The 24,167-nt window shown below is 61.2% G+C and carries 22 protein-coding genes and 2 riboswitches; of the genes, 18 read left to right on the plus strand and 4 right to left on the minus strand.

Going from position 1 to position 24,167, the window contains the following annotated elements; translation table 11 throughout:
* Positions 1 to 259: 259 nt before the first annotated feature.
* From scpC to ACYQ8E_RS02135, 9 genes are all read left to right on the plus strand, one after another.
* On the plus strand, positions 260 to 1,855 hold the full coding sequence (scpC, locus tag ACYQ8E_RS02095) for a succinyl-CoA:acetate CoA-transferase ScpC (protein WP_066727789.1): 1,596 nt from the start codon (positions 260 to 262) through the stop codon (positions 1,853 to 1,855).
* Between the two features lie 449 nt (positions 1,856 to 2,304).
* Positions 2,305 to 3,678, plus strand: a complete 1,374-nt coding sequence (locus tag ACYQ8E_RS02100) for a sigma-54-dependent transcriptional regulator (protein WP_066727790.1) — start codon at positions 2,305 to 2,307, stop codon at positions 3,676 to 3,678.
* A gap of 351 nt (positions 3,679 to 4,029) precedes the next feature.
* The gene (locus ACYQ8E_RS02105; RefSeq protein ID WP_066727791.1) at positions 4,030 to 5,442 is read left to right on the plus strand and encodes a sigma-54 dependent transcriptional regulator; all 1,413 of its coding nucleotides are present in this window, start codon (positions 4,030 to 4,032) and stop codon (positions 5,440 to 5,442) included.
* A 427-nt stretch (positions 5,443 to 5,869) separates the two neighbouring features.
* Positions 5,870 to 5,960: riboswitch (cyclic di-GMP riboswitch) on the plus strand.
* Between the two features lie 145 nt (positions 5,961 to 6,105).
* Entirely contained in the window at positions 6,106 to 6,546 is a 441-nt protein-coding gene (locus ACYQ8E_RS02110; protein WP_459859992.1) for a spore coat protein U domain-containing protein, read from the plus strand.
* Positions 6,547 to 6,652: 106 nt separating this feature from the next.
* Positions 6,653 to 7,168, plus strand: a complete 516-nt coding sequence (locus ACYQ8E_RS02115; protein ID WP_082820336.1) for a spore coat protein U domain-containing protein — start codon at positions 6,653 to 6,655, stop codon at positions 7,166 to 7,168.
* 76 nt (positions 7,169 to 7,244) lie between these two features.
* Positions 7,245 to 8,021, plus strand: a complete 777-nt coding sequence (locus ACYQ8E_RS02120) for a fimbrial biogenesis chaperone (RefSeq protein WP_459859994.1) — start codon at positions 7,245 to 7,247, stop codon at positions 8,019 to 8,021.
* Positions 7,990 to 10,944, plus strand: coding sequence for a fimbria/pilus outer membrane usher protein (locus ACYQ8E_RS02125; RefSeq protein ID WP_459859996.1), 2,955 nt, complete (start codon positions 7,990 to 7,992; stop codon positions 10,942 to 10,944). The genes ACYQ8E_RS02120 and ACYQ8E_RS02125 overlap by 32 nt, the downstream gene beginning before the upstream one ends.
* Before the next feature lie 44 nt (positions 10,945 to 10,988).
* Entirely contained in the window at positions 10,989 to 11,465 is a 477-nt protein-coding gene (locus ACYQ8E_RS02130; protein ID WP_066727796.1) for a Csu type fimbrial protein, read from the plus strand.
* Positions 11,466 to 11,817: 352 nt separating this feature from the next.
* Positions 11,818 to 11,918: riboswitch (cyclic di-GMP riboswitch) on the plus strand.
* A gap of 13 nt (positions 11,919 to 11,931) precedes the next feature.
* The gene (locus ACYQ8E_RS02135) at positions 11,932 to 12,378 is read left to right on the plus strand and encodes a hypothetical protein (RefSeq protein ID WP_066727797.1); all 447 of its coding nucleotides are present in this window, start codon (positions 11,932 to 11,934) and stop codon (positions 12,376 to 12,378) included.
* Between the two features lie 92 nt (positions 12,379 to 12,470).
* Here the strand turns inward: ACYQ8E_RS02135 and ACYQ8E_RS02140 are convergent, their stop codons facing one another.
* The gene (locus tag ACYQ8E_RS02140) at positions 12,471 to 13,073 is read right to left on the minus strand and encodes a peroxiredoxin (RefSeq protein ID WP_066727798.1); all 603 of its coding nucleotides are present in this window, start codon (positions 13,071 to 13,073) and stop codon (positions 12,471 to 12,473) included.
* Positions 13,074 to 13,158: 85 nt separating this feature from the next.
* Complete coding sequence (xerC, locus tag ACYQ8E_RS02145; RefSeq protein ID WP_066727799.1) at positions 13,159 to 14,076, minus strand: tyrosine recombinase XerC; 918 nt, start codon at positions 14,074 to 14,076, stop codon at positions 13,159 to 13,161.
* 100 nt (positions 14,077 to 14,176) lie between these two features.
* Between xerC and ACYQ8E_RS02150 the strand changes: the two genes are divergently transcribed.
* The 7 genes from ACYQ8E_RS02150 (at position 14,177) to ACYQ8E_RS02180 (ending at position 20,867) form a co-directional block, all read left to right on the plus strand.
* Positions 14,177 to 15,076, plus strand: coding sequence for an esterase/lipase family protein (locus ACYQ8E_RS02150; RefSeq protein ID WP_082820337.1), 900 nt, complete (start codon positions 14,177 to 14,179; stop codon positions 15,074 to 15,076).
* A complete protein-coding gene (locus ACYQ8E_RS02155; protein ID WP_066727801.1) occupies positions 15,063 to 15,458 on the plus strand; it encodes a secondary thiamine-phosphate synthase enzyme YjbQ in 396 nt (131 codons plus the stop codon). The genes ACYQ8E_RS02150 and ACYQ8E_RS02155 overlap by 14 nt, the downstream gene beginning before the upstream one ends.
* Positions 15,455 to 16,597 (plus strand): DUF362 domain-containing protein, encoded by a 1,143-nt coding sequence (locus ACYQ8E_RS02160; RefSeq protein WP_066727802.1) that lies wholly within the window; start codon positions 15,455 to 15,457, stop codon positions 16,595 to 16,597. Before ACYQ8E_RS02155 ends, ACYQ8E_RS02160 begins: the two co-directional genes overlap by 4 nt.
* Positions 16,598 to 16,831: 234 nt before the next feature.
* A complete protein-coding gene (locus ACYQ8E_RS02165) occupies positions 16,832 to 17,128 on the plus strand; it encodes an ArsC family (seleno)protein (RefSeq protein WP_258577557.1) in 297 nt (98 codons plus the stop codon).
* 214 nt (positions 17,129 to 17,342) lie between these two features.
* Positions 17,343 to 18,266: a homocysteine S-methyltransferase family protein gene (locus ACYQ8E_RS02170; RefSeq protein ID WP_066727803.1), complete on the plus strand. Its 924-nt coding sequence runs from the start codon at positions 17,343 to 17,345 to the stop codon at positions 18,264 to 18,266.
* A complete protein-coding gene (locus ACYQ8E_RS02175) occupies positions 18,263 to 20,686 on the plus strand; it encodes a methionine synthase (protein WP_066727804.1) in 2,424 nt (807 codons plus the stop codon). The genes ACYQ8E_RS02170 and ACYQ8E_RS02175 overlap by 4 nt, the downstream gene beginning before the upstream one ends.
* Positions 20,687 to 20,708: 22 nt before the next feature.
* Positions 20,709 to 20,867 carry a rubredoxin gene (locus ACYQ8E_RS02180; protein WP_066727805.1) on the plus strand — a complete coding sequence of 53 codons (159 nt, stop codon included), beginning with the start codon at positions 20,709 to 20,711 and terminating at the stop codon, positions 20,865 to 20,867.
* A 33-nt stretch (positions 20,868 to 20,900) separates the two neighbouring features.
* Here ACYQ8E_RS02180 and ACYQ8E_RS02185 read toward each other — a convergent pair whose 3' ends face one another.
* Together ACYQ8E_RS02185 and ACYQ8E_RS02190 are read right to left on the minus strand one after the other, a co-directional pair.
* The gene (locus ACYQ8E_RS02185; RefSeq protein WP_066727806.1) at positions 20,901 to 21,641 is read right to left on the minus strand and encodes a methylenetetrahydrofolate reductase; all 741 of its coding nucleotides are present in this window, start codon (positions 21,639 to 21,641) and stop codon (positions 20,901 to 20,903) included.
* Positions 21,642 to 21,767: 126 nt separating this feature from the next.
* Positions 21,768 to 22,343, minus strand: a complete 576-nt coding sequence (locus ACYQ8E_RS02190; protein ID WP_459859999.1) for a DeoR family transcriptional regulator — start codon at positions 22,341 to 22,343, stop codon at positions 21,768 to 21,770.
* 407 nt (positions 22,344 to 22,750) lie between these two features.
* Between ACYQ8E_RS02190 and ACYQ8E_RS02195 the strand changes: the two genes are divergently transcribed.
* Together ACYQ8E_RS02195 and ACYQ8E_RS02200 are read left to right on the plus strand one after the other, a co-directional pair.
* Complete coding sequence (locus ACYQ8E_RS02195; RefSeq protein ID WP_459860001.1) at positions 22,751 to 23,332, plus strand: energy transducer TonB; 582 nt, start codon at positions 22,751 to 22,753, stop codon at positions 23,330 to 23,332.
* A 77-nt stretch (positions 23,333 to 23,409) separates the two neighbouring features.
* The coding region (locus ACYQ8E_RS02200) for a TonB-dependent receptor plug domain-containing protein (RefSeq protein ID WP_459860003.1) at positions 23,410 to 24,167 on the plus strand (758 nt) is incomplete at its 3' end.

Genomic DNA, 24,167 nt, shown 5'->3' on the forward strand with positions numbered 1-24,167 from the left:
TGACTTGATGTTTACGGCATTATATAAAAGTCGTCACTGTTATAACGGAATTCTATTCAACCAGACGAGGACTTCCCTTTCCCCACCCGTTCTCGTTTGCCACAATCCACAGAGGGCAAAACTTTCCATTGAATTAAAGTGACTTACAGCAAAACAAGGTTCAGCTGAAAAGTGCTTGACCTTGTTTTACTTTTTTACCCCCCGTTTCGGGACGCACCCATTTCGTGCGCCACCGACATATTACAGTAGGAGGAGAGAGATGGCCGATTACGGTACCCTGAAAGATCGCGTTCGCTGCAAGTCCCTGCTCAACAAGGTGATGACCCCCGAGGAGACGGTCCCCTTCTTCAAGTCCGGCATGAACCTCGGCTGGTCCGGCTTCACCCCCGCCGGGTACCCCAAGGTGGTGCCCATCGCCCTGGCCGACCACGTCGAGAAGAACAACCTGCAGGGGAAGATGAAGTTCAATCTCTTCATCGGCGCCTCGGTTGGCGCCGAGACCGAAGACCGCTGGGCAACCCTCGACATGATCGACCGCCGCTGGCCCTACCAGACCGGCAAGAACATCGCCAAGGGGATCAACGAGGGGCGCATCCGCATGGGTGACAAGCACCTCTCCCTCTTTGCCCAGGATCTCGGCTACGGCTTCTACACCAAGGACTCCCCTACCGGAAAGCTCGACCTCGCCATCATCGAAGTCTCGGCGATCACCGAAGACGGCGGCCTGGTGCCGACCAGCTCCTGCGGCGTCATTCCGGAAATCCTGATGGTCTGCGACAAGGTCATCGTCGAGGTCAACACCGGACAGCCCTCCTTCGAAGGGATCCATGACCTGGTTTCCTGCAACAACCCGCCGAATCGCCAGATCCTCGGCATCACCAAGGCCGGCGAGCGCATCGGCTCCACCTCGATCCCCTGCGACCCGAGCAAGATCATCGCCGTCGTCGAATCGAAGCTGCGCGACAAGGGGCGCGCCTTCACCGACATGGATGCGACCTCGGAAGCGATCGCCGCCAACATCATCGACTTCTTCTCCAACGAAGTGAAGGCCGGGCGCCTGCCGAAAAACCTGCTGCCGCTGCAGTCGGGCGTCGGCTCCATCGCCAACGCCGTCGTCGGCGGCCTCGCCAAGGGTCCCTTCTACAACCTCAGCGTCTACACCGAGGTGCTGCAGGACACCATGCTCGACCTCTTCGACTCCGGTCGTCTCGACAGCGCTTCCTCCTGCTCCCTCTCCCTCTCCGAGAACCCGGGCTTTCCGCGCTTCTTCGAGAACTGGGACAAGTACTTCAGCAAGATCACCCTGCGCCCCCTGTCGATCTCCAACGCGCCGGAGCCGATCCGCCGTCTCGGGTGTATCGCCATGAACACCCCGGTCGAGATCGACATGTACGCCCACGCCAACTCGACCCTGGTCGGCGGCACCCGCATGATCAACGGCCTCGGCGGTTCGGGCGACTTTTTGCGCAACGGCTTCCTGAAGATCATGCACACCCCGTCGAGCCGTCCGAGCAAAACCGACCCGACCGGCATCTCCTGCGTCGTGCCGCACTGCTCGCACATCGACCATACCGAGCATGACCTCGACTGCGTCGTCACAGAGCAGGGTCTCGCCGATTGCCGCGGTCTGGCACCGAAGGATCGCGCCAAGCTGATCATCGAGAAGTGCGCGCACCCGGACTACAAGGACCAGCTCAACGAGTACCTGGCGATTGCCAGCAAGGATTGCCTCTCCCGTGGCGTCGGCCACGAGCCGCAGCTGTGGGACCGCGCCTTCAAGATGCACCTCAATCTCGAGCGCAACGGCACCATGAAGCTGAAAAACTGGGACGTCAAAGTCGATCTCTGCGAATAGTTCGACTGCACCACTTCATCATCCAGACAAAATACCCCCCGGGAAACCGGGGGGTATTTTGTCTGGATTTCAAATCAGAGCGGACCGGGTTTCTCCTTGACTCCAATCCGCTTTCGTCCTTAAATAGCCACTTGTAACGGCGTGGTGTTGTTCACGCTGAGCAGAGCCAACCCAAGGGAACCCGGAGGTCAGGCACCCCACAACGACCCAACCGGAGGGGACTGCACAAGAGAGGAGATGCCCCAGCCAGGAAGGACGCGGGCAGGCCCATGGAGGTGGGGCGCACATTCAAACGGCCGGAGCAGTGTTTTTTTTGCTAGGGCACCCCAATTCTGTTCTTGCTTCCACGATCACTCACCCGCCGCGACCCTGCATCCGAAACAGCTTCACGACCGCCATCCACCCGCCACCTACATTAGATGAGAATGAACGCCTTAAAGCATTTGACATTGCTGTTTGTTGAAGACCAGAATTTGCTGCGCCATGCCCTGGCAGACCTTCTGGCGCCCCATTTCGGCAAGCTGCTTCTGGCGGCTAACGGCCGCGAGGCCCTGGAGATTTTTCAGCGGGAAAACCCGGACCTGGTGCTGACCGACATCATCATGCCGGAAATGGATGGCATCACGCTGACCGAAGAACTCAGCCAACTCAGTCCTGAAACCCCCGTCATTTTCTACAGCGCCTTCTCCGATGTTCCTAATCTGCTGCGCGGGATCGAACTGGGCGTGGCAGGCTTTGTACCCAAACCCTGCGATGACGAAAAGCTGCTGACCACCCTTCAAAAAGCAGCCCTGCCAATACTGCAGAAACGGCAGCTGTCCGAACTCAAAGAAGATTTGCAGCTGTCGCTAGAACAGATGCTCGGCAAAGGGTCAAAGCTGAAAGCCATCGCCGCGCAGGTCCGCCGCATCGCCCGCAGCCATTACGCCGTCCTCATCCAGGGGGAAACCGGAACCGGGAAATCGCTACTGGCCTCGATGATTCACAATCTCAGCTCGCGTTCCGACAAACCCTTCGTTACCGTACAATTGGGGGCCATTCCCGAGTCCCTGGTCGCTGCTGAACTTTTCGGCCATGAAAAGGGTGCCTTCACCGGCGCTGAGAAAAAACGCGAGGGCCGCATCAACGCCGCCCAAGGGGGGACGCTCTTTCTCGATGATATCGATGCGGCCCCGCCGGCGATACAAGCCATGCTGCTTCAGCTGGTTGAGGAAAAAAGCTATCACCCCCTCGGCAGCGCCCACAAAGCCCACGCCGACATCCGCATCATTGTTGCCAGCAACAAGGACCTGGCAGCCGCAGCCGCGGCCGGGACTTTCCGCCAGGATCTTTATTACCGCCTTGCGACCTTCATGATCGAGATGCCCCCCTTGCGCGCCATTCCTGAGGATATCCCCGTGCTGGCATCAAAGTTCCTGATTGAGGCATGTCACGAAATCGGCAGAACCCCGCCGGAGTTTTCCGACGATGCCATGACCGCCTTGCGCGAACATCCCTGGCCGGGGAATATCCGGGAGCTGCGCAACGTCATCAAGAATGCTGCTGTCATGGCGGACGACCTGATCTCCTGCGCCATCTTGCAGGGGATTTCGACCAAGCCCGATCCGGGCGTCAAGCCGGCTGCGGTGCAGGAGAAAGGCCTCGACGCCTTCCCCGAAGGACTCCCACTTAAGATGGCGGAAGTGGAAAAGTGGGCGCTGAAGCGGGCCCTGGCGGCGGCCAATGGGAAAAAGATGGTGGCCGCGCAACTTCTGGACATGAATTACTACACCTTCCGGCGTCGCCTGGCACGTTACGGCATTGATGAGGAAGCTGAAAGTTGATCTGTTCGGGTATCCATGGACCCCAGGGCCAGAAACTAACCCTATAGAGTTTTCGTTCAGCCTTTTGCAAAAAGAGGAAATTGATTGTTCCCTGGAACGGCTTTCCCGGGCGATACCGCAGAAGGGGGCCTGCTATTTCCAGCTCTCGCCGCATCTAATGCTGTCCTGATAATTCCAAACGATTTCTGCGCGACACCAGCACAATGCATGGGTGAATTTCATGTAATTTTGGCGACTTGGACGAAAGTACACGCAACAGCCGGCACGGGCTCTCTCACCTTTCATTGACACCCCCTACCTGGGGTGCCATACTTTCCACCACCTTCCCCCTTCCCTTACCGTGAGTTCCGCATGCTCGAAGCGCTACGCAGTGTGCTGCTGGCCGAAAGTAACCAGCAGGACCGCGAAGAACTTGCCGGCATGATCCGCAAGGAGATCGACTGCGTCGTCTACGAAGCGGACAATTCGGCCGAGGCGCTTAACATTCTCGCCAATGAAACCGTCTGCGTCCTTGTCATCGGCATTCTCCCCCCGGACCAGGATGAGACGAACCTCCTGAAAACCGTGCTCAGGCAGTATTCCCAAGTGCTTGTCATTCCGGTGGTTCCCCTGGGAAACCAGGAGGCCATCGTCGCGGCGCTCAAGGTTGGCTGCTTTACCTACCTAAATCATCCTTACCACTTCACCGAGGGGGTCATTGCCGTCGCCAGGGCCCTCTACTTCTACGATCTGCTGATTCACCAGGAAAAGCGCGGCCCAAAAATCCGTAAAACCGACGGCTTCTACGGTATGATCGGAGACTCGCCAAAAATGCACGTTGTCTACCAACTGATCGAAAAGGTTGCCGAGGACGGGCTCAGCACTGTCCTGATCCAGGGGGAAAGCGGCACCGGCAAGGAGTTGGTGGCACGAGCGATCCACGCTCATAGCCGGCGCCGATTGAAAAATTTTGTCCCTGTCAATTGCGCCGCCATCCCCGAGGATCTTTTGGAGAGCGAGCTCTTCGGCCACCACAAAGGAGCCTTTACCGGCGCGATTCAATCGAAAATCGGGCGAATCCAGTATGCAGAAGGAGGCACTCTCTTTCTCGACGAAATTGGCGACATGTCCCCCTCCCTGCAGGCCAAGTTGCTGCGGGTGGTGCAGGAGAAATCGTTCGTCCCAATCGGCGGTCTGGAACAGGTGCCGGTCGATGTACGCATCATCGCAGCCACCCATCGCGACCTGGAAGCAATGGTCGCGGATGGAGACTTTCGCGAGGATCTCTTCTACCGACTGAGCGTCGTCCCCCTTTCGCTCCCGCCCTTGCGCGAACGCCGGGAGGACATTCCCCTGCTGGTGGAAAAATTCGTCCAGATATTTAATCGGAATCGTCCGAACCGCTTGCAAGAAATCAAACCTGCGGCCCTCGCGGCGCTGGTCGAATATCCCTGGCCGGGAAATGTCCGCGAGTTGGAAAATCTGGTTCAGCGCCTGGTCGTGCTGCATGGAGGGCGATCTATCGGCGTTGCCGAGCTTCCCGACAAGTACTCCCCGTCCCGGCAATCAGACTCCCCGCCCAATACGCAGACAACGACAGCGGTTCTGGCCCACCCCTTCGGTCCCGAGGGAGTCGATTTTGACGCCTTGGTCCAGGACTTCGAGGACCGCCTTATCCTGCACGCCCTCCAGCTCAGCAATGGCAACAAGAAAGAGGCGGCGCGGTTGCTCCGGTTGAACCGGACGACCCTGCTGGCCAAGATGAACAAAAAAGGGTTGCGGTAAACCTGAATCCGTTGGGGGGTGCGGGATTTCAATCGTGGAGACTTGACGACAAGTCATTGCGTGCAGCGAATGCCAGAGGATAGCGAACGCGTTTAACACAATCACCTTCCTGCTCGACCTCCTTCAGGGTGCCCTGAAAATGGGCTGAAAAGTCAGCCGGAAGTGAACGAGCCCCCCAGGTATCTATTTTGAGTATCCAAAATGGATACCTATACACTTTTTACTCCCCCCCCCTGAACCCTCCAACCACCTGGAATCAGGTCATAGCAATGCTGGCACGCTGTATGCTATATACCAATGCACAGGCAACTAAAGGCCGTAAAAAATTAAATCGCAAAAACAGGCCTTTAGCTTGGCGGATTGAATTTTTGGGTATTGACTTTCTCCTGACACTATGCGATGCTCCGCTAATTATAACCAATTTAGTCTCCGATACTGGCAAAGCCGGAGAAATCCGGTGACGCAAAGCCACGGGTCCTCGGTCATCGAAAGATGGCACGGATCGCCGGGTTGCCGAAGAGACGGGTGACGCAAGTTCCCGTTACTTCTGCGCGCCCGTCTTCGGCAACAGCTGAAGACGGGCGCTTTTTGTTTAGCCCATATACGCCTGAATCGACAGGCTCAAACAGGGATCATCCCACAAACCACAGAATGGAGGAACACATGAAAACGATGAAACTGGCAGCATTGGCTCTGGCCCTCACCGGGATTTTCGCGGCGGGGAATGCAATGGCGGCAAGCCAGAACGCTACCGTTGACGTTAGCGCGACGGTTTTGGCAACCTGCAAGGTCAACAGCGGCGGCGCTCTGGATTTCGGCACCCTCGATCCGGTCAACGACACTGGCACCAAGAGCGCCACGGCCACCAGCCCTTCGATCACCTGCACCAGTGGCGCCTCCTTCACCGTGGGCGACAACAGCGACACCTACCTGCTCACCGACGGCACCAACAGCTTCTCCTACAGCATGACCTTCCCGGCTAGCGGCACCGGCACCGGTACTGCCCAGGCCCTTGCCATCACGGGTTCGGTTGCCGCTACCGATTACGCTTCGGCGCCGGCCGGCGCCTACACCGACACCGTTACCCTTACCATTACCTATTGATCATGGCTCTTCCAGGCCCGGCGGCTGTCGCAACAGTCGCCGGGCTTAGGAAAACCTCCCGTCTTCGACGAAAGGCGGATCGAAGGACAGGCAACTGCAAATTGATATGAGATTTTCACAAATGGTGACGCTGCGACTCAAAAAACTGCTGCTCTTTGGCCTCGCGACAGCGCTGCTGTTTGCTCCCGGCAGCCTTGCCTGGGCTGCCCCCGTCACCGTCGCCATCTCCGCTACCATCCTCTCCAAAAGCAACTGCCAGTTCCAAACGACCAACGCCGCCCTGAACTTCGGCACCCTTGACCCCACCAACCCGGTGAACAAAACGGTCAACGCCATCCCTCCCGTCACTTACACCTGCCGCGGCAGTGCGCCCGTGGCGACTTTTCTTATCAGCGACGACGACGGTCTCTACGAACTCGGGCCTAACGGCAACCGGATGCGGCACGCCACCGCCCTGACTGCCTTTTTGCCCTATAGCCTGTCCCTGAGCCCGGCAACCGGCAGTGTCGCCAAAAACACTACCCAGACACTGACCGTCACCGGCACCATTTTGGGAACAGACTACCAGACCGCTATTGCCGGGAGCTATTCGGACCAGGTAACCCTGACCATCACCCCGTAGCGATGTGGTGAAACTCAGCAATTAAAAACCCACGAAACAATTGCAAAAGCAGGCCGGATGGGGTAGATTCGCCAGCATGAAACCAAGCTTCCTCGACCATGTCCGCTCCGGCAAGCCCCAACTCTGCATCATCCTGGGGATGGTCCTGTTGTTTGCCTCGCAGGCCTTCTGTGGGGAGTGGCGGGTCATTCCCATCCGCCTCGATTTCGACCAGAGAACCCGCAGCGGCGTAATCACCGTCACGAACGACGGCGAGCAGAAAATCAGCTTCGATATCAGTGCCCTGGCCTGGACTCAGGACGCCGAAGGTAAGGACCAGTACGCGGCTACCGATGAGGTGATTTTCTTCCCCAAGCTCCTCACCATCGGCGCCCATGAAGAGCGGGTCATCCGGGTCGGCATCAAAGCGCCCGCCATCCTCCAGGAGAAGACATATCGTCTCTTCATCCGCGAGCAGGCGGCACCCCAAGATGCCAAAGGGTCAACCGTCGCTATCGCAATTCAATTCGCGGTGCCCATCTTCTCTGCACCGGCGAAAACCATTGCCGAAGGGAAGATCGTCGACAAAGGGATCGTTAATGGCCTGGCCACGATCTTACTGAAAAATACCGGGAACGTTCATTTTCGTGTCACGGATGTAGCGCTCTCCGGCAAAGACGTTTCTGGTGACGAATTATTTTCCAAGGATCTTCCCGGCTGGTATCTTTTGCCCGGAACCTCCCACAGCTACGCGGCCCCAATTCCCAAGCAGGACTGTGAACGGCTCCGGAATCTCGACATCCTCTTGACAACCGACAAGTTCCAACTCACCGACAGGATCGATGTCGATTCAGCCATGTGTACCGCGAATTAAGAATAATGGGCGCCACTGGCTCCCCTGCATCGCCCTGACCCTGCTGGCCAGCCTCACGCTCGGTCTGTTTTTTCCCTCCTCCTCGCTCGCCGACCAGACCATCATTGTTTCGCTGACCCTGAATCAACAGATCAAGGGTGATATTTTCGTCATTTTTCGGGATGACGGGGACTTCCTTGTCAGGGCTGCCGATCTTCACGACGCCGGATTCCGCAGTCTCCCGGGGGTAAAACTGTTGGTGGATGGGGACACCTACGTTTCCCTGAAATCCCTGGCGGAAGTGACATATCATTTCGATCAAGCCACCCTTACGCTCGGAGTCACTGCCCCACCAGAACTTTTACCCAGGACGGCAATCGACCTCAGCCCCGCCCGGCGCACTGACATTCTTTATCCCCACGACAACAGTATCTTTCTCAACTATGGCCTCGATTATTCGGCTGGCGGCAACAACCTGGCCTTCAGCGGGATGTCCGTTAGCAACGAACTTGGCGTGCGTTACAACGACCTGCTGCTGATCAACGACTCCCAGTACTCCGAAACCCCCGACAATTCCAACTTCGTCCGACTCAATACCAACCTGACCTGGGACGACCACGCCACGTTGCGGCGGATGGTGGGCGGCGACTTCTACGCAACCTCCGGGAACCTCGGCAGCAGGGTGCAGCTGGGTGGCCTGAGCATCTCCAAGCAATACAGTATCGATCCATACTTCATCCTCTATCCGCTGTTCGATTTCAGCGGCCTGGTGTCACTCCCCTCGACCGTCGACCTCTACGTGAATGGCATCCGGGTCCACTCCGAGAACTTCGCGCCCGGGGCATTCGAACTGCGCAATTTTCAAGGGATCGGCGGAGCACAGAATGTGGAGGTGGTGATCCGCGACGCGTTGGGACGCGAGCAGCGAATCGCCGCTCCTTTCTATTTCACCAGCCAACTGCTGCGTCGTGGCCTGAATGAATACAGCTACAACCTGGGCTTCATGCGTCAGGAATTCGGGCAGGTGAGCAACCACTACGCGGATTTGGTTTTCAGCGGTTTTCACCGCTACGGCGTGACGGACCGTCTCAGTCTGGGGCTGCGTGGCGAAGCAAAGAACGGCCTGTTGAACCTGGGGGGCGAATCGGCCCTGACTGTGGGTGGGTTTGGGCTTTTGCATTTTGAAGTCGCCGGAAGCACGGGTGAGGGGAATTCGGGCAGCGCAGGACTGATCAGCTACGAGTACCAAAGCCCGCGGGTTCGAATCCATTTGTCCCTGCAAAAGTTTTCCGGGGGCTACAGGACGCTCGATGACACCGAAAGCGGATCCCGGCGCGAGTTGAATCTGCGGGCGGGCATCGTCTATTCGACGCAACAATTCGGCTCCTTCGGCGTCGATTTTTCCCGTGCAACGGTTTTCAACGGCACTGACCAACAGGTGACTAACTTTTCCTGGTCGCGGTTGTTGTGGCGCAATGTTTATGTCCTCGCCTCCATGCGTCAGGTCCGCGATCCCCGTACTTCCTACGAAGCGGCCCTTAACCTTTCCTGGTATTTCGATAAGGGCTATTCCTTCACAAGCTCGGTGCAGCACGAAAACGGAAGAAGCAGTCAGGTTATCGAGGCCCGCAACACCATCCCGCTCGGTGAAGGTAGCGGCTGGGACCTCCGTGGCGAGCATTCGGGGGATTCCTATTTACTGAATGCCACCGCCCAACACAACGCCCGCTATGCCAGCCTGCGCGGCGATTTCACTTTGGACGACAGTGCCGCAGCTACCACCAAGGACTTGCGACTCTCACTTTATGGGGCCCTCGTTCACATAGGCGATACCTTCGCCCCGACCCGCCCGGTAAGAGACAGTTTTTCCCTCGTCAGTGTCGGAGAAGCCGAAGGGGTCAGGGTCTACACTAACGGCCAGTTGGCAGGGCGAACCAACATCCATGGTAAAGCTGTCATCCCCGATCTAACCTCTTATTACGATAACCAGGTTGCAATCGAAGACACGGACATCCCTATCGACTACCTGATGCCGCGTGTACGCCTCTTCGTTTCCCCCCCCCTGCGCAGCGGCTCCTGCCTCAACTTTCCCCTGCGCCGCTATCAGGCCTTCACCGGCACCCTGCTGCGGGATGAAGCCAGCGGCGAGCCATTGGCCAACGCGGAGTTGATTCTTGCCGCACCGGACGGCCCGGTCGATTTCTGGACCGGGGGAGACGGCGAATTCTATTTCGACAGCCAGATGGCGACGGTCGATAGCAACCGCTACCAGGGGTGCGATGCTCTGGAGCAGGGCCCCGGCGAATTTCTCCCCGCCGGCAGCTACGGGGTCACGGTCAAACTGGAGAATGAAACCTATCAGGCCCAGGTGACCATCCCGACCAGCACCGGCGAAACCGTTGACCTTGGGAAGCTGGTCTGCCGCAGGATCGCTTTGGGAAAACCTGTCGCGGTGGGGCCTGCCACTTTGGCGCCTCCAATCAACGTGAGCCCAACTCCACCATCAGGAGCACCGCCTGCCGTCGAGGCGGAAAACATCCTTGAGAAAGAACCACTCCCGCCGTCACCAGTGACACCAGAAGTGCGTCCGGAGCCGATTCCCGACCGGGTCGTCCTCCAATTTCCTTTTGATCGTTCCCGCCCCTTCCCGCAGGAGTGGGAAAAGCTGCAGCCCATGGTTCGATATTTGCAATCTCATTCGGGAATGAAGCTGGAAATCGTTGGTTATACCTGCAGCCGGGGAACCGAGGCTTACAATCTCAGGCTCGGCCGGCGGCGCGCCGAATCTGTTCGCGACTATCTGTTCAACGCGGGTGTCGAAGCAGGGCAAATCTTGCGCGTCGTCAGCCGTGGGGAGGCAAACCCCCTCTGCTCCGAATCCACCCCAGGTTGCCAGATTCGAAACCGTCGGGTGGTGATGACGGTGGTAGCCGGGGAGGAATAGTGTTAGGTTTAACGGGCGTACGATAACGTTTCGGAGGTCAGGACATGATGCGCATACTTTTCATTACCCTGGGACTGTTTTTGACGTTGCTGAGCGCTGCGCCCGAAGCTCTCGCCTTTAAATGTAATGTCATGGCCACCGGGCTCAATTTCGGCAGCTACGATGTGTTCGACAATGTCGCCAAGGATACCACCGGCGCCATAACCGTCACCTGCAATGCCCCGGAACAAAATCCCAACGCCCCGCTCCCGGTCACGGTTTCCCTCAGCCCCGGCAATTCCGGGACCTTCGCGCAACGCCAGCTTCGGGGGACGGGGAACACCCCGCTCGTTTACAATCTCTTTACCAATGCGGCTTGTTCCACCATCTGGGGCGACGGCTCCGGTTCATCGAGCATCATCAGCGGCAATGTAACCAGAACTTCACCCTTGACGGCAACGATCTACGGCAGAATCCCCCCCCGCCAGAACGTTGCCGCCGGTAGTTACAGCGACCTCATCACGGTAACCATTCAGTGGTAACGTCTATGGCCTCTCCCCGGGAGGAAAAGTGTCAAATTATTGATTCCGCGTCAAAATTACAACCACCCTGTAGCAGCCAACGAACTGCTCTAGGATTCGTATCCCCGTATATTATCAGCAAGTTACCAGCTCCCCGCCGGGACTGACGATCCAACCTTCCCCAATCCTTCGATCCTTCCCTGCCAAGTTATTGACTCTCCATATTTTTTCTTCCCTGTTTTCAACAACTTGAGGCTTGGCACAACAATCGCAGCTTACACTGATCAAGAGCCCTGCAAGGTTCATGGATCCAGGAAAGGCAAAACGAAAACGACCAGCCTTTCCCCGATCACCGTAAAAGGGCTGCACACTTCAGCGACAACGGCAAACCCGGAGAAATCCGGCGACGCAAAGCCACGGGTCCTCGTCAACCTGAACATTGGTGCAGGTGGAACGGATAGCCGGGTTACCGAAGGGAGTGACAATCATGAAACTTCTCGTCACTGTAATTCTGGCACTTGCCATCCTCAGCCCCTGGGCCGCGACGGTACAGGCGTCCTCCAGCAGCAGCGCCATCGTACAGGTCCAGGCCGTTATCCGCCCCTGGATCAAGTTCTCGGCCAATCAGCCTATGACCAGCTACGAAGTGACCAGTGAAGACATCCGTCGCGGCTACATTGATTTGCCCCAGGCCCTGACCTTCAGTGTTCAGACCAACATCCGCGATGCCATCCGCTTCGAAATCAGCAGCGGTGGTCCGGAACAGATCCTGGTCAAAGATGGTCAATCCGCCCTGTCGGAGGCTGTCCATGTTGTCGGCACCCTGCCATCGGTTGCAGTGACACGTAACCTCGACATGCGTGTCGTCCTTGCCGAAGGAACCCAGGAAGGGACCTACCCACTGATGATCGCCATGGCGCCGATCGCCTACTGATCGACCACATCGCCCAGCCGAAAGAAAGAGAGCGCCATCCTGTGCGGGACGGCGCTCTCTTTCTTTCGTTCTTTCGGCTGCAGAAATCTTTTTCAGAGACTCCCGGCCTTCTTGCTCAGATAGCTGGCGACACCTTCGGCGTTCGGCTTCATCCCCTCATCCCCCTTGTTCCATCCCGCCGGGCAGACCTCCCCGTACTTCTCGGTGAACTGCAGGGCGTCGACCATGCGCAGCATCTCGTCAACGTTACGACCAAGGGGGAGATCGTTGACGACCTGGTGACGAACGATCCCCTTCTCATCGATGAGGAAGGAGCCGCGATAGGCAACCCCGGCATCACCGAACTCGACATCGTAAGCGCGGCAGATCTCGTGCTTGACGTCGGCGACCAGCGGGTACTTGACGGCGCCGATACCGCCATCCTCGACCGGCGTATTGCGCCAGGCGACGTGGGTGAACTGGGAATCGATGGAGCAGCCGATAACCTGCACGCCACGTTCCTCGAATTCCTGGATCCGGCGGCTGAAAGCAATCAGCTCGGTGGGGCAGACAAAGGTGAAGTCAAGGGGATAGAAGAAGAGGACGATGTATTTGCCGTGGTAATCGGCGAGGGAGAAATCCCCCTTGATGGTACCATCGGGCAGGACCGCTGCAGCCGTGAACTCGGGGGCTTTCTTGCCAACCAGAACGCTCATTGTACTACTCCTTTCAGGGGGTTGAATCGGTTGTCAGTGTTCAAATTGGCACCAGTTTACCGATTGCTCCGGAGGTGTCAAGGAATTACTGACCGTTTTTGTCTTTTTTTATCCGGCTGCGCGGATGGGCGTCGTCGTAGACCCGGGCGAGGTGCTCGATGCTGACCTGAGTGTACTTCTGGGTGGTGGAAAGGGAGGCGTGGCCGAGCAGTTCCTGGATCGCGCGCAAGTCGGCGCCGCCCCCGAGCAGGTGGGTGGCAAAAGAGTGGCGCAGGGAATGGGGGGTCGCCTCCTTGAGGATGCCGGCCTGCAGCAGCCGGACCTTGAGATTGCGCTGGACGCTGCGGGGGGTGAGCCGGCCGCCGCGGTGGTTGATGAAGAGGGGCGCATCGAGGGGCGCCGGGCCGCGGGCATCGAGATAGTCACGCAGCGCCTCCCGCGCCTTGCGACCAACCGGGACGATCCGCTCCTTGCGCCCCTTGCCGACGACCCGGACCAGGCCGGCCGCAAGATCGAGCCCCTGGATGTCGAGCCCGGTCAGTTCGCTCACGCGCAGGCCGCAGGAATAGAGGGTCTCGACGATCGCGCGGTCGCGCAGACCGAGGAGGTGGTCACCGCCGTCCCGTTCCATCAGGGCGAAGGCCTCGTCGACGGAGAGGGTTTTGGGCAGATACTTCTCCGCCCTCGGCGTCCCGACCAGTTCGCCGGGGTTGACCTCGAGGAGACCTTCGCGAACCAGGTAGCGGAAGAAGGTGCGCAGCGCCGCCAGTTTCCGGCCGATAGTCGAGCGCTTGCAACTGCGGTGCAGCAGGGCCAGGTAACGGCGCAGGACGATCTGATCGACGCGCCGCAACAGCGCGGCGTCCACTTCTTCCCATTTCAGCTCGTGATGTAGAAAGGCATTGAACCCGAGCAGGTCGCGGCGATAGGCATCGAGGGTATGGGGTGAGACGTTCCGTTCGACGCTCAGGTGCTGGGTAAAGCGTTCCAACAGGCGGTCCACAGATAGCTCCCGGTTGAGGTTGGGCGGGTCTGCCGGAATTATGGCATTCTCGCGCCGGCGGCACAAGAGGCGGGGGGACGATTGACGACCCCGGCCTGGCATGCCATACTTGCCGCAGACAGGAGGGAACATGTTGATTATTTTCGTCATTTTGGGCGCCCTGGGCGGCGCGGCAGGACTGGTGGTTCTACTCTCTTACGCCATTGCCTGGTATGAGAGCGCCAGCGCCCAGCCGGAACTGGTCCCCGGCCGCTTCGCGCCGGAGCGGCTCTGGCTTGCCGTCCGCCTGCTGCTGCAGGAAGCCTTTTTTCTGATCGTCACCCTTCTGCTGCATCCCTTTGGCTGGGTGGCGCCCAGGCCGGCCCCCTTCGATCCCGGGGGCGGTCCCCCGGTCATCCTGTTGCATGGGCTGTTTCATAACCGGGCCTGCTGGCTGTGGGTCAAGTTCCGCCTGCGGCGCAAGGGCTTGCGCAACCTCTACACCATCAATCTCCCCCCCTGGAAGGATATCGAAAGCCTCACCGAACGCCTGACCCTGAAGATCGACGAACTGCGCCTGGCAGGGGCCGGCGACCGCGTCCACCTCGTCGGTCACTCCATGGGCGGCATCATCGCCCGCAACTATCTCCAGCTCCGGGGTGGCGGCGAACGCATCGACCGCTGCGTCCTCCTCGCCGCGCCCAACCACGGTTCCAAGCTCGCCCCCTTTGCCGTCTCCCGGCTCGGCGAGGCGCTGGTGCCAGGCTCCGCCTTCCTCAACCGCCTCAACGCGGCCCCCCTGCCGCGCCCCGAGCGGGTCACCGCCATCTGCAGCTGCCACGACAACATCGTCCTCCCCTGGCAGAGTGCCCGTCTTGGCGGAGTACGCAACATCGAACTTTCCGGGATGGGACACGTCGGCATCCTTTACTGCCCCAGCGCCCTCGACGCCCTCATTGAAGGGCTGTGTGCATCGCCTTCTGCCCCAGCGCCAACCGGAGCCGAGCATGCCCTCCCTTGAGATCGTCAGCCGCGCCCAGGTGGAGCTGATCGACATCACTGCCGCCGTGCGAACCAGCGTCCGCGCCAGCGGGGTGCGCGACGGCCTCGTCTGCCTCTTCGTCCCCCACACCACCGCCGCGATCACCATCAATGAAAATGCCGACCCGGACGTCGTCACCGACCTGGTGATGGAATTGAACAAGATCGTCCCCTTCGCCGACAACTACCGGCACGCCGAAGGGAATAGCGCCGCCCATCTCAAGGCGACTCTGGTCGGCGCCAGCGAGACGCTGATCCTCGCCGGCGGCGACCTCGTCCTTGGCACCTGGCAGGGCCTCTATTTCTGCGAGTTCGACGGCCCGCGCCGGCGCTCGCTGCAACTGAAGATTCTGCCCGGATGAAACCAGCCGTCAGCCTCCAGGCACTGGCCGACTACCGCCCGCCCGCCGTTAGTGCCGCCCTCGCCCAACTCCTCGCCCCCCTCGGCGGCATCGCCACCTTTGTCCGCCCCGGCCAGAAGGTGCTGCTCAAACCGAACATGCTCGCCGGCAAGGCGCCGGAGAAGGCGGTCACCACCCACCCGGAAATCCTGCGCGCCGTGATTCGCGCGGTGCGCGCCGCCGGCGGCCTGGTCAGCGTCGGCGACTCCCCCGGCGTCGGTTCCCCCGAGCAGGTCGCACGGCGCTGCGGGCTGCTGCAGGTGATCGAGGAGGAGGGTGCACGTTTCGCCCCCTTCAGCGAGTCGGTGCGGGTCCGCGTCGGCCAGGGGACCTTTCATGAGCTGGAGCTCGCCCGCGACGTCCTCGACGCCGAGGTGATCATCAATCTGCCGAAGCTCAAGACCCACCAGATGATGGGCTTGACCTGCGGCGTCAAGAACCTCTTCGGCGCGGTGGTCGGCATGCGCAAGGTGCGCCTCCACCTCCAGGCCGGCACCGACAAGGCCTTCTTTGCGCTGATGCTGCTGGAACTGGCCGAGCAGATCGCCCCGGCGCTGACCATCGTTGACGCGGTGGTCGCCATGGAGGGGGACGGCCCCGGCAGTGGCGACCCGGTCCTGGTCGGCGCCCTCCTCGCCGGCGCCAACCCGCTGGCCGTCGATACCGTCGCCGCCGCCCTGCTCGGTCTCGGACCAAAGGTCAACTGGACGCAGAAGGTCGCCTCTCAATCCGGGCGGGAAGGGAGCGACCTGGCCGGAGTCGATATTTTCGGAGCCGTGCTGGAAGAGCTACAGGTCAGCCAGTTCCGACCCGCCAGGACCACCGACGTCAACTTCGGCCTGCCGGCCTTCATCAGGCGGCCGCTGAAAAACGCGCTCACCGCCCGGCCGTCACCCGACCATACCAAATGCGTCCGTTGCGGACTCTGCGTGGAGCACTGCCCGCCGCAGGCGATGCAGATCACCGATGAGGCTTTGGAGATCGACTACGCCCGCTGCATCCGTTGCTTCTGCTGCCAGGAGCTCTGCCCGCATGGAGCGCTGCTGACCGAGCAGGGGCTGCTGCTGCGGCTGACCCGCTACCTTAACGGCAGGAATTGATTATTGCGCTCGCCTGAACCGATAAGAAAATTGCCCCGGAAATCCCTCCCGGAGGTTCCCTTCCCTCCGGCGGACAATGGCTCGACGGATAACCTCCACGGAGCTGGACAGGGCCGATTCGCAGCAGGAACCTTCAGACGGCCACCCTGTTATGCTATGCTTGGTCAAACATTGATCTGGGAGGAAAGCATGAAAATCGATTGGGCTTACCTGCGAAAAGGCTGAACGTCCTGCATTAATGCCCAGGAGTTTCTTGGGAACAGGCAGCTCGAGCCGAAAGAAGTCGTCGACGCCCGGTTGACGCGATTTGATGCCGACCAGGCATGGGCCCTCTTGAAGTCCGCCCATTCCGTCACCGTCGCCAAGGGGAAAAAGTTCCAGTGCTTCGAAGAGGTCGCCAGGGAGAAAGAAGAAGTCCTGAAAGCGGCGATGGGACCGAGCGGCAACCTGCGTGCCCCGACCTACCGGGTTGGCAATGACTTTGTCATCGGCTTCAACCCGGAACTCTACGAGGAGTGGACCCGAGGATAGCCCGGGAGCAGGGGGCGGGGTGCCGGGAACGGTACCCCGCCTTTTTCATCAGGAGCTTGCCGGTCCGGAATTTCCCTGCCACCGGAGCAAGGAAGCGGGAAAGATTCCTTGAGGATTTTCCGCGTCTTTCCATTCCGGCCCCCTTCGGTTATGATTGCTCCTCACTCCGGGCGGAGCGCAGCCTCCCCCGCTACATTCAAGGAAAAATCCGAAGATGACCTTTGCTGATCACCCGATTCTGATCTTTGACGGCGCCTGCGGCACCAACCTGCAGCAGATGGTGATCCCCGCCACCGCCTGGCAGGGGTGCGAAGGGTGCAACGAGATTCTCAATATCAACGCTCCCGAGGTCATCGTCCGCCTCCACAGCGAGATGCTCGATGCCGGTGCGATGGTCCTGGAGACCAACACCTTCGGCGCTTCGCGGGTGGTGCTCTCCGAGTACGGCCTGCAGCAGCGGGTGAAGGAGATCAATCGCCAGGCGGTCGCCAACGCCCGCGCCGCCAGCGCCGGCCGGCCGGAGCGCTATGTCGCCGGCTCCATCGGCCCGGGGACCAAGCTCCCCTCGCTGGGACACATCGAGGTCGCCGAGCTCGCCGCGGCGACCCGCGAGCAGGTCGAAGCTCTGCTCGAAGCGGGCGTCGACTGCCTGATCGTCGAGACCTGCCAGGACCTGCTGCAGACCAAGACCGCGTTGGTCGCCGTCTTCGAGGTGCTGGCGTCAGCCCGCCTGGAGCTGCCGGTGCTGGTCTCGGTGACGATCGAACAGCAGGGGACGATGCTCCTCGGCACCGACATCGCCGCGGTCGTCACCACCCTCGAACCCTTTCCGCTCTTCTCCCTCGGCCTCAACTGCGCCACCGGGCCCCGCGACATGACCTCGCACATCAATTATCTCAGCCACCACTGGCCGGGGCGGATTTCCTGTATCCCCAACCAGGGGCTGCCGCAGGTGGTGGGCGGCGCGACGGTCTACCCCTTGTCTCCGGACGATTTTGCCACGCAGATGCACGGCTTCGTCACCGAGCAGGGGGTGAGCGTGGTCGGCGGCTGCTGCGGCACCAGCCCCGCCCACATCCGCGCCCTCGCTGAAATACTCGCCGGGGTGACACCGAAAATCCGGGAGGTGAGCGCATGAAACCGGCCGTCGCCAGCCTCTACCAGTCCGTCGAGCTGCACCAGGAGATCCCGCCGCTGCTCATCGGCGAACGCTGCAACCCCAACGGCTCCAAGGCCTTCCGCGAGGCGCTCCTCGCCGAAGACTGGGACGGCTGCCTGAAAATCGCCCTCGACCAGGAGGCGCGCGGCGCCCAGGTCATCGACCTCTGCGTCGCCTACGCCGGTCGCGACGAACTCGCCGACATGATCCATCTGACCAGACTCTTTGCCGGCTCCTGCAAGGCGCCGCTGATGCTCGACTCGACCAGCCCGGAGACGCTGGCGGCGATCCTCCCCCGCTATCCCGGGCGGGCGATCATCAATTCGATCAACCTCGAAGATGGCGGCGCCAACCTCGAACGGATCTGCACCCTGGCGAAAAAGTACGGTGCGGCAGTGGTCGCCCTGACCATCAGCGTCGAGGGGATGGCCCTGACCTGTGCCAAAAAGGTCGCCGTCGCCCGGGAGATCTACGACCTGGCGGTTCACCGCTTCGGGCTGCGGCCGCAGGATCTCCTCTTCGATCTTCTCACCTTCACCGTCGGCTCCGGCGATGAAAAGATGCGCAACGCCGCCATCGAAACCCTGGCGGCGATCAAACAGGTGAAGCGTGAGCTGCCGGGCGTCGGCTTCACCCTCGGGGTCAGCAATATCAGCTTCGGCCTGCGGCCGGTGGCGCGCAAGGTCCTTAACTCGGTCTTCCTCCACGAAGCGGTCGCCGCCGGGCTCAATACCGCCATCGTCGACGCCGCCAAGGTCCTCCCCTACGCGGCGATCAGCGAAGCCGATCGCACCCTCTGCCTCGACCTCCTCTACAACCGCAGGGAGTCGGCGCTGATGGACTTCATCGATCACTTCGAGCAGGCGGTGGAGGAGAACGAAGAGAGCGGAGAGGTGCTGCGGCCCGAGGAACTGCTGCGGCAGAAGGTGCTGAAAGGGGAGAAGGAGGGGCTCGAGGACCTGCTCAGTGAACTGCGGGGCCGCTGGCGGCCGCTCGATATCATCAACACCCTGCTGGTGCCGGCGATGCGCGAGGTCGGCGAACTCTTCGGCCGCGGCGACCTCCTCCTCCCCTTTGTGCTGCAATCGGCGGAGGTGATGAAACAGAGCGTTGGCCTGCTTGAACCCCACATGGAGAAACTCGCTGCCGAGGGGCGTACCCGGGTGCTGCTGGCGACGGTGGCCGGCGATGTCCACGACATCGGCAAGAACCTGGTCGACATCATCCTCTCCAACAACGGCTACCTGGTGCACAACATCGGCATCAAGGTGCCGGCCGAAGAGATCATCGCCAAGGCCCGCGAGTTCCGGGTCGACATCATCGGCCTCTCCGGGCTGCTGGTCAAATCGGCGCTGCTGATGAAGGAGAACCTCGCCCAGTTCCAGGCCGCCGGCCTGACCCAGCCGGTCCTGCTCGGCGGCGCGGCACTGACCGGCAAGTATGTCGCCGAGGATTGCGTTCCCAACTATGCCGAGCCGGTGGTCTACTGCGCCGACGCCTTTGCCGGGCTCAAGGCGCTGCGCGAGTTCGAGGCCGGCACGCTGCAGTCGACCACCTGGCAGGCGGCGGCGACCCCCGCCAACCGCCCGGGGCCGCAAATCGAAACCCTCGACCGTACGGTCGAACCGCCAACCGTCCCCTTTGCCGGCCGCCGGCTGGTCACGGACATCGACCCGGGACTGCTCTTCGACTACCTCAACCTTGCCGCGCTCTTTCGCGGGCGCTGGGGCTATCGGCGCGGCAAGCTCAGCAAGGAAGAATACGAGACCCTCACCAACGAGACCGTTCTCCCCCTCTATGAGCGACTGAAACGGGAACTGCTCGACCAGGGCCTGCTGCAGCCGCAGGTCGCCTACGGTTACTTCGACTGTCACCGGGACGGCGACAGTCTGCTGGTCGACCACGGTGCGGGCTACCGCTTCGACTTCCCGCGCCAGGCCGCGGCGCCGGGCTTGTGCATCGCCGATTACTTCCGCAGCGCCGCGGAAGGGGGGGACAAGGTCGGTTTCTTCGTCGTCACCATCGGCGCCGCCCTCGCCGAACGGACGCGGGCCCTCTACGAGGCCGACAGCTATCACGACTACCTGATGCTGCATGGGCTCGGGGTCGAGCTGACCGACGCCCTCGCCGAATACTGGCATGAGCAGATGCGCATTGAACTCGGCCTGCAACAGAGTGCCGGCGACCCGGCCGCCTACGTGGCCCAGGGCTATCGCGGCTCCCGCTACGGCTTCGGCTACCCCTCCTGCCCCGACCTCGAGGCGCACCGGCCCCTCTTCGCGCTGCTGCGCCCGGAAGAGATCGGCGTCACCCTCACCGAGTCGTGCGAGATGGTACCGGAGATGACGACCTCGGCCATTGTCGTCCACCACCCGCAGGCGAAATATTTTGCCGTCTAGTAATTGATTCAGGGAGGGAAAGATGCGGTATATCTGCAGCTGTTGCGGCTACATCTACGACCCGGAGCAGGGCGATCCGATGAACCAGGTGGCGCCGGGGGTCCCCTTCGAGGAATTGCCGGAAGGGTGGGTCTGCCCGATGTGCTACGCCAGCCGCGACCAGTTCGATCCTCTGGATTGAGGTAGGACAATTCTGGGGGCAGCGGAAAGGCCCCTAGAGAATTCCGTCCAGGTAAGCTGCAATATCGGTGCGAATCGGCATGAAGTAAAGGTTGCTGTCGTGGTCGCGGGCGAATTGCAGTGCCTGGCGGGCAAAGCCCCGGTTCCACTCCAGGGTCGGGCGAAAATCGGGCGGAAAGACAGCGTTATTCTTGTTCTCCCAGTAATTCTGGCTGTTCTCGGTAAGAACCGGCGAGACCCCCCAATATATCTGGCAGTCCGGCAGCAACCCCTGGTAGATCTCCATCAGACGCAGGTCAAAGAAGGGCTGGGTGAAGAACCCTTCGGCACCGGCATCCTGCTTGGCGCGCAGGTAGTCGATCTCTTCCTTGATGCCGCTGCGGTAGGGATCCATGCCGGCATAGATGGTGAGGGCGGGAAGCTCGCGTTTGAGACGGCGGATCATCTCCAGGCAGCTGGTGCGGTAGCATTTATGTCCCATATCCTGGGGGAGGTCGCCGGTCAATACCAGCACCGCCTCGATCTCCCGGCAACTCAGATTCTCGCAGATCGGCAGCGGGCTGTTGGGATCAAAGTCGATGGCGCGCAGGTGGGGAATGGTCCTGGGGAAATATTCGCCGGCAATGCGACACCCCTGCCAGCTGCGCAGGTCGAAGCGCAGGATATCGGGGATGTTGATCCGGGTGACGGCGGGAAAGTGGCGCCGGACCTCGTCCAGTTCACGGCGCAGCGAGGTTTCATTGCGCGGCACCAGTTCGATGGAGATCTCGGTCATGGGCGGTTCCTGTACGGGCGACGGGGAGCGGGCCAGTTGCCGTTAAGGGCCTACGGGGAAGCCTGATGGTGCAGAAAACGGCAGGAAATTGCAACGGTTAACTTGCCGGACCGGTAACGGCGCGCCTCACGAGCTCCGCCCCGGTCCGCAGTTGGGGCAGCCGCTGCCGGCGCCCATCGCCACCTGCAGAAACTCCATCGCATCGTCCATCCTCCCCAGGCTGCCGCCGAAGCCGGTCTGAAAACGTCGTGCCACCTCGAGATCACTGAACGTCAGCAGCGAGGGGTGACAGCAGGGGGCGGCCGAACTCCCGAGCAGAAAGTAGGAATCCAGGGCCGGGTGAGGGTGTCCGCTGAGGTAATCGACGCACATCGCCAGCGACACCTGGTCCCGCAGCACCAGCTGGGCGGAGATGCCGCAGTGCGGGCAGCAGGCGAAACGCTGCTCGCCGCTGGTCAGGGTGATGGTATAGAGCAGGTTGGCCGGGGGCGGGCGCCGGCAGACAGTGCAGACCCGCGACAGCGAGGAATCGCCGCCAGGATGGGCGGCGCCAGTCCGTTCAACCACCGGAACGGCACCGCCGAAAATGCGCTTGATCGCGCCGCGCTGTTCGAGCTGCTCGAGATCGCGGTGACCGGTCATCTTCGAAACGCCGAAACGTTCGGCGATCTCCCCCACCGAAATTCCCTTGGCCTTGAGCATGGCCGAGAATCTCTTTCCTGCGCTGCGCGCTTCGCATCCCCTCGTTCCTCCTCCCCCACCTAAATTGTGAACAATGTAACATTATTTTTGTTACTTTCAAAATTATTCTGTTGTTGGCCAAACTTTTTCCGCTATAGATTTAGACCGTTATCACAATTCAATCACACCAAAACCTGCCTTACTTTATATCGTCCCGGGAGGGAATTCCATGTCATCTGCGCTACTGTCCGGCCTGCTCGTCCTCGCCCAGACGCGCCAGCGCAAGCGCTCCCGAAAGGAGCTGCCATGGACCGGATGATGCGGGGGGGCGCTCCCCTTTCCCTCTCCCTGCTGGCATCGCTGCTCTTTCACGGCCTGGCGTTTCCGTTGCCTCGGCCTCCGGCGGCGAGCGCAGGACGTCTTCAGAAGTGCGGATCGAGTTCAATCTCAGCAGCGCGGCGCCGACCACGAACCGCATCTTACCGCCCCCAGCGCCGCGAGCGCCCCGCCCGGCGCCCCGGCCACCCCAGGCTCCGGCACGAAAAGCGCCGGTCGCCCCGGCAGCACTGCCGCAACCGGTCCTGGCGCCACATCCTCCCGCTCTCCCCGTTCCGGTCCCGACCGTGGCCGAGTCTTCCCTTCCCGGTCAGAATGCAGAGACGGCGGACCGGGTGGCCGAAGAACCGGCCACACCCCTGACTCAAGGATCGACCTCCCCGGCCGCGGCCCAGGCGCACTACCTTGCGGCCAACTTCGCCTATATCCGCGACCGGGTGCTGCAGCGGCTCAACTACCCGGCCGTCGCCAGGCGCAACGGCTGGGAGGGCGAGACCCGCGTCGCCTTCCTGATCCGCGCCGACGGCCAGATCGAGCATTTGCGCATTGAACAGAGTTCGGGCCGGCCTCTGCTTGACCGCCAGGCCCTGGCCGCGGTCGACCGGGCCGCCCCCTTTCCACCACCGCCAGTCGCCGCAGAGTTGATTCTGCCGGTCGCTTTCCAGTTGCGCTGATTCACCCTGTTGCCGCGTTGCAGCCAGCCTCACTGCAGCAAGCCGGCCGAGCCCCGAGGCAGAAGAGGGTCCTGTTCATGTCATCTCATCGCATCCTGCTCACCCTGGCGGTGAGCGCCCTGCTCCTGGCCCCCCGGCTCGCCCCGGCCGCCGAACCGCTGCTCCTCGAAGAGATCAATATTCGCGGCGACCAGCAGTCGTCGATCGAAGAGAGCCTGACCATGCGCGAGGTGCGCGAGAGCCCGGCCCGCGACATCGGCGAGGCGCTGCAGCAGCTCGGCGGCATCAACACCGTGCGCAAGGGGGCGATCGCCAACGACATCGTGCTGCGCGGTTTCCAGCGTGACAACATCAACGTCACCATCGACGACGTGCGCATCCACGGCGCCTGCCCGGCGCGCATGGACCCGCCCGCCTTCCACTTCGACTTCGCCGAGGTCGAGAGCGTCGAGGTGATCAAGGGCCCCTACGACATCACCAGCCCCGGCGGCATCGGCGGCAGCGTCAAGGCGGTCTCCAGGCGCCCCGCCCACGGTTTCGGCAGCAGCGTCAACCTGACCTATGGCTCCTTCGACCTGACCAACCTCGCGGCCAGCGCCGCCTATGGCAGCGACGCCTACGACGTGCTGGCCGGCTACGCCTACAAGTACTCCCTCTCCCCCCGTTCCGGTGACGGCAAGCGCCAGACCGAGGTCGCCAACTATCGCCCCGAAGCGATCGATTCGCGCGCCTACGAGATGAACACCGGCTGGCTCAAATTGGGCGTCAACAGCGGCGCGCACCTGCGCAGCGAGCTTGGCTACACCTACCAGGACGCCGACCACGTCCTCTATCC

Source organism: Desulfuromonas carbonis, assembly GCF_054658035.1.